This is a genomic window from Millisia brevis NBRC 105863 (assembly GCF_001552615.1).
Taxonomy (GTDB): domain Bacteria; phylum Actinomycetota; class Actinomycetes; order Mycobacteriales; family Mycobacteriaceae; genus Millisia; species Millisia brevis.
The window spans coordinates 1-15475 of sequence record NZ_BCRN01000007.1; the positions used below are offsets into that span (position 1 = coordinate 1).

Annotated in this window: 11 protein-coding genes and 1 pseudogene; 3 read left to right on the top strand and 9 right to left on the bottom strand. The window is 70.2% G+C overall.

The features are described 5' to 3' along the window. Both dnaE and rarD read right to left on the bottom strand, forming a co-directional pair. Window positions 1–3552: a DNA polymerase III subunit alpha gene (dnaE, locus tag MB1_RS11490; RefSeq protein ID WP_084351571.1), complete on the bottom strand. Its 3552-nt coding sequence runs from the start codon at window positions 3550–3552 to the stop codon at window positions 1–3. A gap of 290 nt (window positions 3553–3842) precedes the next feature. Beyond that, window positions 3843–4802, bottom strand: a complete 960-nt coding sequence (gene rarD / locus MB1_RS11495) for an EamA family transporter RarD (protein WP_084351573.1) — start codon at window positions 4800–4802, stop codon at window positions 3843–3845. A 174-nt stretch (window positions 4803–4976) separates the two neighbouring features. Between rarD and MB1_RS11500 the strand changes: the two genes are divergently transcribed. Then, window positions 4977–5534: a DUF971 domain-containing protein gene (locus MB1_RS11500; protein WP_245650143.1), complete on the top strand. Its 558-nt coding sequence runs from the start codon at window positions 4977–4979 to the stop codon at window positions 5532–5534. 188 nt (window positions 5535–5722) lie between these two features. Here the strand turns inward: MB1_RS11500 and MB1_RS11505 are convergent, their stop codons facing one another. The 3 genes and pseudogenes from MB1_RS11505 to lspA form a co-directional block, all read right to left on the bottom strand. Beyond that, the gene (locus tag MB1_RS11505; protein ID WP_066906945.1) at window positions 5723–6445 is read right to left on the bottom strand and encodes a hypothetical protein; all 723 of its coding nucleotides are present in this window, start codon (window positions 6443–6445) and stop codon (window positions 5723–5725) included. A gap of 2 nt (window positions 6446–6447) precedes the next feature. Beyond that, entirely contained in the window at window positions 6448–7356 is a 909-nt protein-coding gene (locus MB1_RS11510) for an RluA family pseudouridine synthase (protein ID WP_066907381.1), read from the bottom strand. A gap of 293 nt (window positions 7357–7649) precedes the next feature. Beyond that, window positions 7650–8195, bottom strand: a pseudogene (gene lspA / locus MB1_RS25080) (signal peptidase II); the annotation flags it as partial. A gap of 231 nt (window positions 8196–8426) precedes the next feature. Here lspA and MB1_RS11520 point away from each other — a divergent pair. After that, window positions 8427–9353 (top strand): hypothetical protein, encoded by a 927-nt coding sequence (locus MB1_RS11520; RefSeq protein ID WP_157084025.1) that lies wholly within the window; start codon window positions 8427–8429, stop codon window positions 9351–9353. 32 nt (window positions 9354–9385) lie between these two features. On the opposite strand, the gene MB1_RS11525 is transcribed toward MB1_RS11520, so the two are convergent. Beyond that, window positions 9386–10336 (bottom strand): carbohydrate kinase family protein, encoded by a 951-nt coding sequence (locus MB1_RS11525; RefSeq protein ID WP_066907384.1) that lies wholly within the window; start codon window positions 10334–10336, stop codon window positions 9386–9388. A gap of 155 nt (window positions 10337–10491) precedes the next feature. On the opposite strand from MB1_RS11525, the gene MB1_RS11530 reads away from it, so the two are divergent. Continuing rightward, window positions 10492–11520: a sugar-binding transcriptional regulator gene (locus MB1_RS11530; protein WP_066907387.1), complete on the top strand. Its 1029-nt coding sequence runs from the start codon at window positions 10492–10494 to the stop codon at window positions 11518–11520. 23 nt (window positions 11521–11543) lie between these two features. On the opposite strand, the gene MB1_RS11535 is transcribed toward MB1_RS11530, so the two are convergent. The 3 genes from MB1_RS11535 to MB1_RS11545 form a co-directional block, all read right to left on the bottom strand. Then, complete coding sequence (locus tag MB1_RS11535; RefSeq protein WP_066907390.1) at window positions 11544–12749, bottom strand: SfnB family sulfur acquisition oxidoreductase; 1206 nt, start codon at window positions 12747–12749, stop codon at window positions 11544–11546. A 140-nt stretch (window positions 12750–12889) separates the two neighbouring features. Further along, complete coding sequence (gene sfnG / locus MB1_RS11540; protein ID WP_066906950.1) at window positions 12890–13999, bottom strand: dimethylsulfone monooxygenase SfnG; 1110 nt, start codon at window positions 13997–13999, stop codon at window positions 12890–12892. A 62-nt stretch (window positions 14000–14061) separates the two neighbouring features. Further along, window positions 14062–15189 carry an LLM class flavin-dependent oxidoreductase gene (locus MB1_RS11545; protein WP_066907393.1) on the bottom strand — a complete coding sequence of 376 codons (1128 nt, stop codon included), beginning with the start codon at window positions 15187–15189 and terminating at the stop codon, window positions 14062–14064. Between the last annotated feature and the right edge of the window lie 286 nt (window positions 15190–15475).

A 15475-nucleotide genomic window follows, 5' to 3' on the forward strand; every position in this document is an offset into this window, starting at 1 on the left:
CTACACCGCCAAACAGCTCGGACCGAGCAACGCTTTGAGATCCCCCATCAACGCCGACGTCGGGTCGACCCGCAGGGACTCGTCCAGCCGCAACAGGGTGACGCGGTCGTTAGCGGCGATGAGGCGGAGGTGGACTTCGGATTGGCCGGGGTGGCCGGTGAGGACGCGCTTCAACGCTCCAACGTTGTCGGGGGTGCAGAGGCGGGTGGGGAGGCTGATGGCGAGGGGGCGGCCGACGCCGTCGATGGAGAGGTCGGGGACCACCAGGTCGTTGGCGATGAGGGAGATGCGGTCGTCGCGTTGCGACACCCGGGCCTTGACGAGCACCACGGAGTCTTCGATGACATCCGCTCCGTAGACGGAGTAGCTCTGGGGGAAGAACAGCACCTCGATGCCGCCGCTGAGGTCCTCGATCTGCGCCGAGGCCCAGGTGAGGCCGTTTTTGTTGATGCGGCGGTTCACCGCGGCGAGGATGCCGCCGACGGTCACCTGGGTGCCGTCTTTGATGCCGCCTTCGAGGATCGCGGGGATGGGGGTATCCGCCTTCGCAGACAGGATGTGTTCGACACCGTTCAACGGGTGGCCGGAGACGTAGAGGCCGAGCATTTCGCGTTCCAGCGCGAGGCGGTGTTTGGTTTCCCATTCCTCGTCCGGCACCTTGACGGAGAACACCGAGGCGACCGACTCGTCCGCGCCTTCGCCGCCGAAGAGGTCGAATTGGCCGATCGCTTCGGCTTTCTTCGTACCCATCACCGAATCGATCGCGTCGGCGTGGATCAGCATCAGGCCCTTGCGGGGGTGGCCGAGTGAGTCGAAGCCGCCGGCCTTGATCAGGGACTCCGTCACCTTCTTCGAGCAGGCCACCGTGTCGATCTTGTTCAGGTAGTCCGAGAAGTCGGTGAACTTGCCCTTCGACGTCCTCGCCTCGATGATCGAGCCCACAACATTGGCGCCGACATTGCGCACCGCGCCCATGCCGAAGCGGATGTCCTCCCCCACCGAAGCGAAGTTGACCTCGGACTCGTTGACATCCGGTGGCAGCACGGTGATTCCGAGGCGGCGGCAGTCGGCCAGGTACACCGCGGCCTTGTCCTTGTCGTCACCGACGGACGTGAGCAGGCCGGCCATGTACTCGGCGGGATAGTTGGCCTTGAGGAACGCCGTCCAGTAGGAGACCAGGGCATACGCTGCGGCGTGGGATTTGTTGAACGCGTAGCCGGCGAACGGAAGAATCGTGTCCCAGAGCGCCTTGATGGCGGGCGTCGTGAAGCCGTTGGCCTTCATGCCGGCTTCGAAGCCCTCGAACTCGGCGGCCAGGACCTCGGCCTTCTTCTTGCCCATCGCGCGGCGCAGAATGTCGGCTCGACCGAGCGAGTAGCCGGCGACCTTCTGCGCGACGTGCATGATCTGTTCCTGATACACGATCAGGCCGTAGGTCTCCCCCAGGATCTCCTTGAGCGGCTCCTCGAGCTCCGGGTGGATCGGCTTGACGTCCTGTCGGCCGTTCTTGCGGTCGGCGTAGTCATTGTGAGCGTTCATGCCCATCGGGCCGGGCCGGTAGAGCGCGCCGACGGCGATGATGTCCTCGAACGACGTGGGCGCCATGCGGCGCAACAGATCTCGCATGGCGCTGCCATCGAGCTGGAACACGCCCAGGGTGTCGCCGCGGGCCAGCAGCTCGTAGGTGGGGGTGTCGTCGAGACCGAGGGTGTCGAGGTCGATCTCGACGCCGCGGTTGGATTTGATGTTGTCGACCGCGTCACCGATGACGGTGAGGTTGCGCAGGCCGAGGAAGTCCATCTTGAGCAGGCCGATGGCCTCACACGACGGGTAGTCCCAGCCGGTGATGATCGCGCCGTCCTGCGGCCGGCGCCACAGCGGGATCGCGTCGACCAGCGGCTCGGACGACATGATCACCGCGCAGGCGTGCACGCCGGCGTTGCGGATCAGGCCCTCGAGGCCCTTGGCGGTGTCGTAGATCTTTGCGACATCCGGGTTCGTGTCGATCAGCTGCCGGACCTCGGCGGCTTCCTTGTACCGCTCGTGGTTCGGGTCGGTGATGCCCGACACCGAGATGTCCTTGGCCATGATCGGCGGCGGCAGCGCCTTGGTGATCTGGTCGGCGATAGCGAAGCCGGGCTGGCCGAACTGGACGCGGGCGGAGTCCTTGATCGCGGCCTTGGTCTTGATGGTGCCGAAGGTGATCACCTGGGCGACCCGGTCGGTCCCCCACCGCTCGGTGGCGTAGCGCACCATCTCGCCGCGGCGGCGGTCGTCGAAGTCGATATCGATATCGGGCATCGACACGCGCTCGGGGTTGAGGAAGCGCTCGAAGAGCAGGCCGTGCGGGATCGGGTCGATATTGGTGATACCCAGCGCGTAGGCGACCAGCGAACCGGCGGCCGAACCACGGCCGGGGCCGACGCGGATGCCGACCTCGCGGGCGTGGGAGATCAGGTCACCGACGACGAGGAAGTAGGCGGGGAAGCCCATCTGTCGGATGACGCCAACCTCGTAGTCGGCGCGCGCGACGTACTCCTCGGGCACGCCGCCGGGGAAGCGCCACTTGAGGCCTTCGCGGACCTGCTGGTGCAGGTACTCGCCCTGGTCGCCGCCGCCGGGGACCGGGAAGATCGGCATCCGGTCGCGGTGGCGCCACACCTCTTCGTAGGACTCGACGCGCTCGCCGATGGCGACGGTGTTGTCGCAGGCGCCGGGCAGTTCGTTGTCCCAGATGGCGCGCATCTCGGCGGCGGACTTCAGGTAGTAGCCGTCGCCGTCGAACTTGAAGCGCGTCGGGTCGGTGAGGGTCTTGCCGGTCTGGATGCAGAGCAGCGCCTCGTGGTTGAGGGCGGCGTCCTTGGTGACGTAGTGGCAGTCGTTGGTGGCCAGGGCCGGGATCTCGAGGATGCGGCCGATCTCGATGAGGCCCTCGCGGACGCGGCGCTCGATGTCGAGGCCGTGGTCCATCACCTCGAGGAAGTAGTTCTCCTTGCCGAAGATCTCCTGCCACTTGGCTGCGGACTCCAGAGCCTCCTGGCGCTGGCCGAGGCGCAGGCGGGTCTGCACCTCGCCCGACGGGCAGCCGGTGGTGGCGATGATGCCCGAGGCGTGGCGGGCGACGAGGTCATCGTCCATGCGGGGCCACTTGCCGAGCTGACCCTCGAAGGAGGCCAGGGACGACAGGGCGAAGAGGTTACGCAGGCCGGTCGCGTTCTCGGCGACCATCGTCAGGTGGGTATAGGCGCCGGAGCCGGAGACGTCGTCGGACTTCTGGGAGCGATCGCCCCACTGGACGCGCTTGGTGTCGAAGCGGGAGCCGGGGGCGACGTAGGCCTCGATGCCGATGATCGGCTTGATATCGGCCTTGCGGGCCTCGTTGTAGAACTCGCTGGCGCCGAACATGTTCCCGTGGTCGGTCATGCCGACGGCGGTCATGCCCAGGCGCTGGGCTTCTTTGAACATCGGGGCGATCTTGGCGGCGCCGTCGAGCATGGAGTACTCGGTGTGGTTGTGCAGATGGACGAAGGATCCTGTCGAAGAATCAGCCACGTGCGCCTCTCTCGTCTTCGGTGGATCTGCCGTCCCCGGTCCCGTGCGGGCACAGACCTGGTGCCGGGCGCGGGAGTCGGATGGGTTCCCACTGTAGGCCGCTCCACCGACAGGGTTTCGGACGCCGGGTGCGTGTCCGGAGGACTCGAGGGTGGTGCTACGGGTGGGGCTGATGGGGTCGCCGGCCTCTGCAGCGAGAGAGGCGGCGGGGCGACGGTTGGGTCGCCGGGCGAGGCAGCGCCGGCATGGGTCGGGCGGCGGGGAGTTGAGGCGGCGCGGGACGGGTGGCGTCAGGCGGGTTCGGCGGGGCGGGGTGCGCGGGTGGAGCGGATCGCGCCGATGGTGAAGATCGACAGGGCGAACCAGATCAGGCCGAAGCCGATCCATTCGACACCGCTGACGGTCTCCCCCGCGACCAGGACCGCCCAGGCGAACTGGCCGATCGGGGTCAAGTACTGCAGGAGCCCGAGGGCCACGAGCGGGATGCGCTGGGCGGCGATACCGAACATCAACAACGGAACGGCGGTGACCGGACCGGCGAGCAACAACAGCACGGTGATACTCAGGCCGCTGCCGAAGACGAGGCCGCCGGTGGCGATCAGCCAGATCACGATGCCGATCATCAGCGGCGAGAGCACCAACGACTCGGCGGTCAGCGTCACCCGAGGGTCGGCTCGCACGATCTTCTTGACCGCCCCGTACGCCGCGAACGACCCCGCGAGCAGCAACGACAGATAGGGCGGATGGCCGTAGTCGACGGTTAATACCCCGACGGCGAGCACGCCGATCGCGACCGCCGCCTTCTGCCAACGGCTGAGGCGTTCTCCGAAGAAGATCAGGCCCATCGCCACGCTGACCAGCGGGTTGATGAAGTAGCCGAGGGCGGCCTGGACGATATTGCCGCTCAGCACCGCATAGAGATAGAAGAACCAGTTGATGCCGATCAGGATCGACGCGGTGATCACCAGTACCCAGGTGCGGCGGTCGAAGCGACGAAGATCACCGAGGCGGCCGACGACAGCGAGGACCACCAGCATGGTGACCGCCGCCCAGATGACCCGGTTCGCCAGGATCTCGCCGGTGGACGCGGCCGACACCAGACCGAAGTAGGCGGGGAACAGACCCCACAGCCCGTAGGCGGTCACACCGGCGACATAACCGAAGGTCGAGCGTTCCGCGGAGGCCGCGGGCGAGGCGTCGGAGCCGGGTGCCGGACCTCCGCTGGACGGAGATTCACCGGGCGAGGACACCGGCCAACCATACTGTGGCGCGCGGCGATTCCGGCCGGCGCGGCGGTCCGGATCACCCCGCGCCGGCGCAAACGTCCGGTTCGCGGATTCGTTCGGACATCACATGAACGAATCCGGACATTTACTGCCGGGTCACCGCACACGGAGGGGGTTGAGTGTTCTACGATTTCCCGCGTGATCGACGAGCACGTCTCCGAATCATCCGCTACCACCGACACTCTCGAGGCTCCCCGGCAGTGCGACTGGTGTGCCTCACACGATGATCTTGCTCTGCTCCGCGACGAGTGGCGTTGCGCCACCTGCCGCGGCCACGAGCAGGTCATCGCGCATGCGCGCGCCTTCGTCGAGATCCACGGGCTGCGCCCGCTGGGTCCGTCGACCGCTTCCGACGACGAGGAAGAGGAGCAGCTGCGCATCGACGCACGCGCCGCGCGGGTCGCCCTGGCCGAGAGCCGGGTCGCCCGTCCGACCGTTCGCACGGCGAAGCGCTCGCCTCGTCCGCAGGCCGGTCGCCCGGCGCCGCGGCGTTCGAGCCGCGCCGCGACGACGGTTCCGGACGCCGCCCGCGCGGTCGAGCTGTTGGATCGCCTGTCCGCCATCGACTCGGAATTGGCCGAGATCGGTGAGCCGGCGAGCCTTCCCGCTCGCGCGCGTCGCAGCGACCTCGAGAACCGTCGGGCCACCATCCTGCGCACGCTTGCGGCGCTGGAGAAGGCGCGGCGGAACAACTGAAGCCGGGCCCACCCGCCGAGCCAATGTGCTCGCGGGTGGGTGCCGCGCGCCCATAGGCGGTGTGTGTACCCGCAGGTGGTGTCTTGTACCCGCAAACGGTGTGTGCACCCGCAAGCGGAAGGGCGCCGCACGACCCGGCGCGGATCTGCCCGGCCGGGTGCGGCGCGGCGGGTAAGGCGCTGGGAGTGTTATTCGGCGGGTAGCGGACCGTCGTCGGGCAGCGGTCCGGCGACCTGTTGGCCCGGGATCGGGGCGGATACCGCGAAGCGGCCGTAGACCGCGTCGGCGGCCAACGCCTCGACCGCCCGCACGCGCGGGTCGGCCGCCAGGGCGCGCAGCTGGTCCCCCTCGGCGCGCACCGTCAGCGCGATGACACACGCACAGTCGGCGGCCAGGCGGTCGCGCCCGAGCTCGTAGGTGCGCGTCGTCCGCTCGGTCGCCGCCGACCCCGCCCATTGCACCGCACCGGCCCAGCGGCTGGCCGCGGTGATCGGCGTGGTCGCGATGGTCCGCGGATCGGCGGGCACGTCGACGGCGAGAATCGGCACCGACACCCGGTCGAACGGCACCCGGAAGTAAACCTGCGAGACCCGCACCCCCTCGGTGGGCGGCGAAGCGGTGGCGGCCAGGGTGTCGATCCCCTCGAACCAGGTCGCGATCTCGCCGGCGGGCAGCGGCTCCCGCAGCGAGACCAGCGCCCAGCGGGGCGCGTCGTCGGTCACCCGGTCGAGGCTGCTCGCGGCGTCCGCGACGTAGGTGTCGATCGACATGCCGTCGGTCGGGCCGAGGCGATCGTCGGAGGGCAGCATCGTCGGCGGCGGGGCGATCGCGCCGAGCCACACCACCCCCGCGACGGCGAAGGCGCCGAATGCCGCCGCCGGCCACCAGTCGGGCAGGGACGGTCGGGCCACGATCAGCCGGCCCGCAGGACGTCGAGGGCGTGTTGCAGATCCTCCGGGTAGTCGCTGGTGAACTCGACCCAGCTGCCGTCGGCCGGATGGTGGAAACCGAGCTCGACCGCGTGCAGGAACTGCCGCTCGAGGCCGAGCCGCTTGGCCAGCTTCGGATCGGAGCCGTAGAGCGGGTCGCCGCAGCAGGGGTGGTGCAGCGCGGCGAAGTGAACCCGAATCTGGTGGGTGCGACCGGTTTCCAGATGCACATCGAGCAGGCTCGCCGCGGCGAACGCCTCGATGGTGTCGTAGTGGGTGACGCTGGGCTTGCCGTCGGCGGCGACGGTGAACTTCCACTCTCCGCCGGGGTGCCGCCCGATCGGCGCGTCGATGGTGCCGCTGGACGGATCGGGATGTCCCTGCACGAGGGCGTGGTACCGCTTGGTGACGGTGCGATCCCGGAAGGCATTCTTCAGCGCGGTATAGGCCCGCTCGGAGGCCGCGACCACCATCACTCCGGAGGTGCCGACGTCGAGGCGCTGCACGATGCCGCGCCGTTCCTGGGCGCCGGACGTCGAGATCCGGAAACCGGCCGCCATCAGGCCGCCGATCACCGTCGGGCCGGTCCAGCCGACCCCGGGATGGGCGGCGACACCGGCCGGCTTGTCGACCACGATCAGATCGTCGTCGGAGTAGAGAATCCCCATCCCCTCGACCGGCTGCGCCTCGATGGTCGGCACCCGCGGCGGTCCGGGCAGGACCACCTCGAGCCACGAACCTGCCGACAGCCGATCCGACTTACCGGCGGGCGAGCCGTCCAGGACGACGGAGCCCTCCTCGGCGAGCGCCGCCACCTGCGAGCGGGACAGACCGAGCAGGCGGGACAGGCCCGCGTCGACGCGCATCCCGTCCAGGCCGTCGGGGATCGGCATCGAGCGGGATTCGCGAGCGGTATCGGTCGGGCCGGTCACGTGCGGGGCCCCGAGCCCGACCCCTCGGTCGATGCCGACGAGGTGGCTTCACCGGCCGCTGTCGCTCCCGACGTCGCGGTGCCGGCAGAGTCCAATGCAGAAGAGCCCGGTGCGGAGGAATCCGGTGCGGCGTCGGGCGGGTCGCCCGGCGATGAGGCTCCCGCGCCCGGGGGTTCGGCGGATGTCGGAGTGCCACCGTCGGTCGGCAGGTCGGTCGCCGAGTCGGGAGCCGTGGTGGTGTCGGTCGAGGCGGGCTTCGCGGGGCGGCCGGTGAGCAGTTCGGCCGGGCCGCCCGGGTCGACGTTGAAGATATTGAGCGCGACGATCAGGATCGCGCCGCAGACCACGGCGGAGTCGGCGATATTGAAGATCGGGAACCAGCCGACGGAGAAGAAGTCGACCACGTGGCCGCGCATCGGGCCGGGCGAGCGGAAGATGCGGTCGATCAGGTTGCCCAGGGCGCCGCCGAGGACCAGACCGAGACCGAGGACCCACCACCGCGACCGCAGGCGACCACCGATGCGGATCACGACGATGGTCACCACGACCGCGAGGATCGTCAGCAACCAGGTCATCCCGGTCGCCATCGAGAACGCCGCACCCGGATTGCGGATCAACCGCAACGTCACCACATCGCCGATGATCGACACCGGCTGCCGCGGATCGAGGTAGGCGACCGCGGCCACCTTGGTGATGATGTCGAGGATCAGCACGGTCGCCGCGATGCCGAACAGCAGGGTCCGCCGGGGTGGGCCGGACGTCTGCGCCTCGGTCGTGTGGTTGGCCATGCCGACCATCATCCCATCGTGGCTTCGGCCGACCGGCGAGCGTCCCGACCCGGGCCGGTGACGGACACGCGCGGGGTCGGTTCGGGCGGGCGCGGGGGCAGATCGTGCGGGAGCCGAAGACGGGCACAGCGGATGGTTCGGGTAGCAGCCACAGGCGGGTACGGCGGGTGATTCGGAGAGGCGCCGGCGGCGGGCACGGACGACCGGCGGAGCGGCCGGCGACGACCAGTAGGGTCGATCCGCGTGACCCCCTTTTCGCGGCCGCGCGGGGTGCGCGGCGCCGCCGCCCTCGCCGCAATGCTGATCCTGGTGGCCGGGTGCGGATCGAGCGGCGGTGACTCCTCGGGCGGGCAATCCGACGGCCCCGCCCTCGGCGATACCGTCACCCTCCCGATCCCGTCGACCGAGCTGACCCTGCTCGATCCGGGGGCCGAGCCGCGCACGATTCTCGGCGGCCCGCTGCCGGATGCCGCGTCCTCGGAGGTGCCGGTGTTCAGTTCGGTCGATGTCCATCAGACGATCGACTCCGATCCCGAACAGGACTTCTCCTCCCCCGCCGTCACCATGAATCTGTCCGCGACCGCGGGCGCCGACGGGGCGATCGACATGCGCATCCACAATCCGTCGTCGCCCGATCCCGGGCTGGCCGACGTCATCGGATCGGCCGAGGGGGCCGAGCTGTCGGTGACCGTCGATGACCGGCGGGCGATCTCCGAACTGCGGATCACCCCGACCGCGGACAGTTCCGATACCGTCCGCGCGACCCTGGAGCAGGCGATCTACCAGATCGTGTACCGCTCGGTCGCCGTGCCGGAGGACCCGGTGGGCGTCGGGGCGCGGTGGGAGTTCACCCAGACCGTCGACAGCGGCCTGATCCTGAGCCAGACGACCACCGCGACCGTCCGGGAGATCGACGGCACCTCCGCGGTGATCGACCTGGTGGTCACCCAGCGGCCCACCTCGGATACCTGGACGCTGCCGCAGGACGCGGGGACGCTGCGCGTCGACAGCTACACCACCAGCGGCACCGGCAGCGTGACCCTCGACGCGCAGCAGCCGCTGCCGACGGCGGGGAACATCAGCCTGCAGGGCGAGCAGGTCTTCAGCGACCCGAACTCGACGACGAGGCTCCAGCAGCGCACCGCCAATGTGCTGCGTTACGGCAACTGAACCCGGCCGGCGAGGCCGTCACGAACGGCGGGCTATCGACGGGCGCCGAAGAACCGGTCGACGGCGTGGTCGCGGTCCGCGCGCCGCGGTGGATCGGCGCCGGGCCGTTCGACGGTGAGCGCCGCGGTCGCGGAGGCGTAGCGCAGCAGGGCGGTCAGGTCCGCGTCGTCGATCCCGTTCAGCGCATCACGTCGGTGCGCGCCGAGCAGGCCGCGCTCCCAGAGGGCGTCGATCAACCCGGACATGAAGGCGTCGCCCGCGCCGACGGTATCGGCGACGGTCACCGCGGGCGCCGGGATCTCGACGGTATGGTTCGCGGTCACCGCGACCGCGCCGGCGCCGCCGCGGGTGACGACCACCAGCGCCGGGCCGAGGGTGAGCCACTCGCGGGCGATCGCGACGTCGTCGCGGTCCGGATCGAGCCAGCGCAGGTCCTCGTCGCTCGACTTGACCACGTCGGCCAGCGCCACCATCTCGCGGATGCGGGCCCGCGCGGCGTCCGCGTCGGCGATGAGGGCCGGCCGCGGATTGGGGTCATAGGTGACGGAGGTGGTCGCCCGCAGTCGACGCACCAGGTCGACCACGTCGGTGCCGCCCGGTTCGAGGGTGACCGCGATCGACCCGGTGTGCACCACCAGCGCGGGCGCGGGGGCAACATCCTCGGGTAGCGACCACGTCAGGTCGAAGGTGTAGTGCGCGACCCCGGCGTCGTCGACGGTCGCGTCGGCGGTCGAGGTCGGCCCCGCCACCACGCTGCCGGCGACGACCTCCACCCCCGAGGCGGCGAGGTGGGCGCCGATCCGGTCGCCGCGCGCATCCGACCCGATGCGGCTGAGCAGGCGCACCGATCGACCCAACCGGCCGAGGCCGATCGCGACGTTCATCGGGCTCCCACCCGGAAATTCGGTCGAATCGGACAATAAATCGGACGACCGGACGATATCGATCAACGCCTCGCCCACAACGAGGGCACCCGCGTTCACGACGCGCCAAATGGTGTTGTACACATCACAATTCAAATGATACCGTCGCGAACATACGTTCAGTTCAGAGCAAAAGTTCAACAATCGTTGGGGTGAGGAGAGGCGTGCCGGACGTGACGTCGACCATCGGTGGCGAGAGCGATCACCTGCCCGATGTGGACCGCAGGCTGGCCGGCGACGGCGATCGGGACCGGAAGATCGACGATCTGCGGCTCGCCTTCCGCGCCGCCACCTGGTACTACCTCGACGGGTTGACCCAGGCCGAGATCGCCTCCCGCCTCGGTGTTTCGCGCCCCACCGCCGGGCGGCTGGTCGCCCGGGCGCGCGACCGCGGACTGGTCCGCATCGAGGTCGAGTTTCCCAGCGATATGTCCGGCGACGTGCACGCCGATATCGAGCGCGCCCTGGAGCACCGCTTCGGGCTGACCGAGGCGGTGGTGGTCGGCAGCCGCGTCGACGACATCGGGCCGGTCGGCATGCCGCGCTCGTTCACCCCGTTGGCACGGGCCGCGGCCGGGGTGATCACCCGGCGCCTGCGGCCGGACGACGCCCTCGGCTTCACCTGGGGGCCGGAGACGATCGCGGTGGCGGACGCGCTCGGTCGCAGCACCGCGGGGTGCCGCACGGTCGTGCAGCTCGACGGGTCGCTGACCACCGGCGCCTATCGCACCGGCGCGGAGTACGTGCTGGCCCGCGCCGCCGAGCATCTGCAGGCCGATCCGATCCGCCTGCCGGTCCCGCTGTACGCCGACCCGGCGACCGTCGCCTCGATGCGCGCGGATTCGACGATCTCGACGGTGCTGGCGGCGGGCCGGCGTGCCGACGTGATGGTCTTCGGTACCGGCGCGGTCGCCGTCGACACCACCCTGGTCGCGGGCAGCTTCCTCGACCACGCCGATATCGAGGATCTGACCGCCCGCGGTGCCGCCGGGGAGATCGGTGGCCGTTTCTTCGACGCCGCCGGCGTCCCGCTCGAGGGGCGCCCGAACGATGTGGCGATGTCGGTGGGTCTCGACGACATCCGCGACTGCCCGACGACGGTATTGATCGCCGGCGGCGCCTCCCGGCACTCCGCGACGCTCGGCGCGATCCGCGGCGGCTTCGCGACCGTCCTGGTGTGCGATATCGAGTGCGCCCGTTGGCTGCTCGCCGCCGCTGCGGAATCGGCCGACGCTCCGGCCTGATCGCCGGTCCGGACGGCGACCGCTCAGATCACCCCGTGCAGCGGGGGCGCTTCCCCACGCAGAACCCACCGGCCCAGATGCTGGTACTTCCAGCGCACCGGGTCGTGCAGGGTATGGGTGCGTCCATTGCGCCAGAAGTGATCGAGGCCGGAGCCGGCCACCGCGGAGCGGGTTCCCGCGACTTCGAAGAGCGCCGAGGGGATCTCGGTGGCGGCCCGGTCGGCGAGCACCTTGGCCGCGGCGACCGCGAGCGACGCGTCGGCCGAGGTTTGCTCGCCCGGCACGGCGACGGCCCGGTCGACCGCGCGTCCGGCCGCGTCGAGGGCGGACCGCGCGGCGACCAGGGTGACCTGCAGTTCGCCGAACCGCTGCACCGTCAACGGATCATCCACGGCCCGTTCGACATCCGCCTCGAACCACGGGCGCGACTTCTCGCGAACGAATGCGGCGGCGGCGGCCAGCGCGCCCTCGGCGATGCCGACATCGATTGCCGCGTGCAGCAACTGGGCGAAGGCACCGTAGCCGGACGGCGCCGACACCGCGGCGGTCCTCGGGATCAACGCATCGGCGCCGACCCGGACGTCCCGGAAGCGGATCGTGCCGCTGGCGGTGGTGCGCTGCCCCAGGGCATCCCAATCGTCCTCGATCACCACCCCGGCCGCGTCGGCGGGAACGATCGCGACGTATTCCCCGGCCGGCAGCCCGTGCGCGTCCTCGGTCGAGCGGGCGAGCACCGCCAGGATGTCGGCGAAAGCCGAACCGGTGCAGTAGAACTTGTCGCCGTTCAGGAGGAACCCGGAGCCGGCCTCGGCCGACGAGTGGTCGGGGGTGAGGGTGGTCGCGATGGCGGCGACGGTTGCCCCGCCGCGCTCCGACTGGGCGTTGGCGATCTGCGAGCCGGCCAGAATCGCCGCGTTCACCCGCCGCCGCAGCGCCTCCGGGGCGGCGAGGCGCACCAGGTTGAGGTACACGAAGTGGCTGTGCGGGATCTGCGCGACGTTCGGGTCGGCGGCGGCCAGGATGGCGGTCACCGCGGCGACGGTGCTCGGCGGCAGGCCCGGCCCGCCGTCGACGGCGGGCACGGTGATCGCGAGCAGACCGGCGGCGCGCAGATCGGCGAGCTGCCGCGTCGGCAGGAGTCGGTCGCGGTCGCGTTCGGCGGCTCCGGCGGCGATGTCGGTCGCGAGGCGCGTCGCGCGGGCCACGGCCTCCTCGGTGGTCGTCGGCACGTCGAGAGCGTACCGCTCGGCACCGCCGTGATCGGGCCGTTCGGTACCGCCGGGGTCCGGCTGATCGGCACCACCGGGGTCGCGCCGGTCGGCTCCGGGCCCCGGCCGGTCGGGCGGGGCCGTTCGCGTCGGGGCGGTGGTCACGAGACGGCCAGGTTCTCGGCCGCCTCCAGCTCGCGCACAAGCGGCAGCACCCGGCTACCGAAGTACTCGATCTCCTCCTGGAAGTGCAGGAAGCCGCCGAGGATCAGGTCGACGCCGAGCTTCTTGTAGGCGACGATGCGCTCGGCGACCTGCTCGGGGGTGCCGATCAGACGGGTGCGGAAACCGTCGTTGTACTGCACGAGGTCGTCGAAGGTCGAGTCCGCCCACATGCCGCGACCGTCGGAGGTCGACCTACCGGCCTGCTGGACCGCGTCGCGGAAGCCCTCGACGGCGGGCTTGTTGGCCTTCGCGATGATCTCGCGCAGCGTCTCGTGCGCTTCTGCCTCGGTATCGCGGGCGATGATGAAGCCGTTGAGGCCGAACTTGACCTCGCGGTCGTGGGCGCGGGCGACGGCGCGCAGATCCTCGATCTGCTCGGTGACCCCGTCGAAGTCCTTGCCGTTGGAGAAGTACCAGTCGGCGTAGCGGCCGCCGTTGTTGCGGGCCGCCGTCGAGTTACCGCCCTGGAACAGTTCCGGATTGGGCCGCTCCGGGGTGTTCAGCGGCTTCGGCTTGAGGGTGAAATCGCGGATGCGGTAGAAGTCGCCGGCGTACTCGACATTGTCCTCGGTCCAGATCTTGCGGATCACCTCGAGGAATTCCGCGCTGCGCCGGTAGCGTTCGTCGTGCTCGAGCCACGGCTCGCCGAGGGCGCGGAACTCGCCGGCGAACCAGCCGGAGACGACGTTGATCGCGAAGCGGCCGTTGGACAGGTGATCCGCGGTCGCGCCCAGCTTGGCGAGCACGGCCGGATGCCAGAGGCCCGGGTGCACCGCGGCGATCACCTTGAGCCGCTCGGTCGCACCGAGCAACGCCAGGCTGAAGGAGGTGGACTCGTGCTGGTACTCGGCGCCGTAGGAGGCCATGTACCGCACCTGCGAGAGGGCGTACTCGAAGCCGTTGTTCTCCGCGGTGCGGGCCAGGCGCTTGTTGTACTCGAAGTCCCAGCCGGTGCGCTGCTCGATGTCGCTGGTGACCAGCCCGCCGGAGACGTTGGGCACCCAATAGGCGAACTTCACGGCGTCGGAGATGTTTTCGGTGGTCATGGCGGACCTTTCGTCGAAGCGGTCGCGGGCGATATCGCCGTCGCAGGAGCGGTGTCGGTGGGTCAGGAGGTGCGGCCGGCGCTGGGCAGGAAGGCGCCGCGCACCGGTTCGTCGGCGGCGGCGGTGCCGGGATGCCCGGCGTCGAGCCCGCGCGCGGCCAGCAGCGGGCGGACCCCCTCGCCGAAGCGGTAGGCCTCCTCGAGATGCGGATAGCCGGACAGTACAAAGTGGGTGATCCCCAGGGCGGCGTACTCGGCGATCGAGTCGGCGACCTGCTCGTGTGAGCCGACGAGCGCCGTTCCGGCGCCACCGCGCACCAGTCCCACCCCGCTCCAGAGCCCGGGATGGATCTCGAGGGCGCGGGCGGAGACCCCCGCGTGGTAGGCGCTCCCCCCGCCGTGTAGTTCGCGCATGCGGCGCTGCCCTTCGGATTCGCTGCGGGCCAACGACTCCTGCGCGGACCGGACCGTGCGGGGGTCGAGGGCGGCGAGCAGGCGATCCGCTTCGGCCCATGCCTGCTGCTCGGTATCGCGGCTGATCACGTGCAGCCGGATACCGTATTCGAGGCGGCGCCCCCGCCGATCGGCCAACTCGCGGATCCAGGACAGCTTCTGCGCCACCCGATCCGGCGGTTCACCCCAGGTCAGGTAGGCGTCGGCGTGCGCGGCGGCGACCTCACCGGCGGCGGGTGAGGAGCCACCGAAGTAGATCGGCGGGGCCGGTCGGGGCCGACGTCCGAGCACCGCGTCGTCGACACGAATGTGCTTGCCGGCAAACGACACCGGGCGATCGTCGCGCCACAGCTCGCGCACGACGGTCAGGAATTCGTCGGCCCGCTCGTAGCGGGCATCCTTGTCGAGATAGTCGCCGTAGGCGCGCTGCTCGGACGATTCGCCGCCGGTGACGACGTTGAGCAGCAATCGGCCCGACGACTGCCACTGGAAGGTCGCGGCCATCTGGGCCGCCAGGGTCGGGCTGAGCAATCCCGGCCGCAGGGCGACGAGGAATTTGAGCCGTTCGGTGGCGTCGATCAGCAGGGCGGTGGTCAGCCAGGCGTCCTCACACCACAGGCCGGTCGGGGTCAGGACCGATTCGAAGCCATTGGCCTCGGCGGCGCCTGCGATCAGCTTGAGGTTGGCAAGGGTGGCGGGCCGGTCGCCGGACATCAGCGATCCGTGTCCGCCGGCCATCAGATTCCGAGAGTCGCCGTAGGTGGGTAGGAACCAGTGCAGCACCACCGGCGCGGCCCCGTCTCCGGTCGGTACCGGGGCGGCGACGGATCGCCGATCCGCAGCATCGGACATCTACGATCCTCTCGTCGGTACCGAACTCGGTGGCATTCGCCCGGTCCCGCGAGCGGGACCGGCTTCGAGACGCGCCCGCGCACGCGGGACCGGCATCACTCGGCCCCGCGCGCTGCGGGCACCACGCGCCGTAGGCCATTGGAACCGGCCCGTCCGACCGACGCCAGGGTTG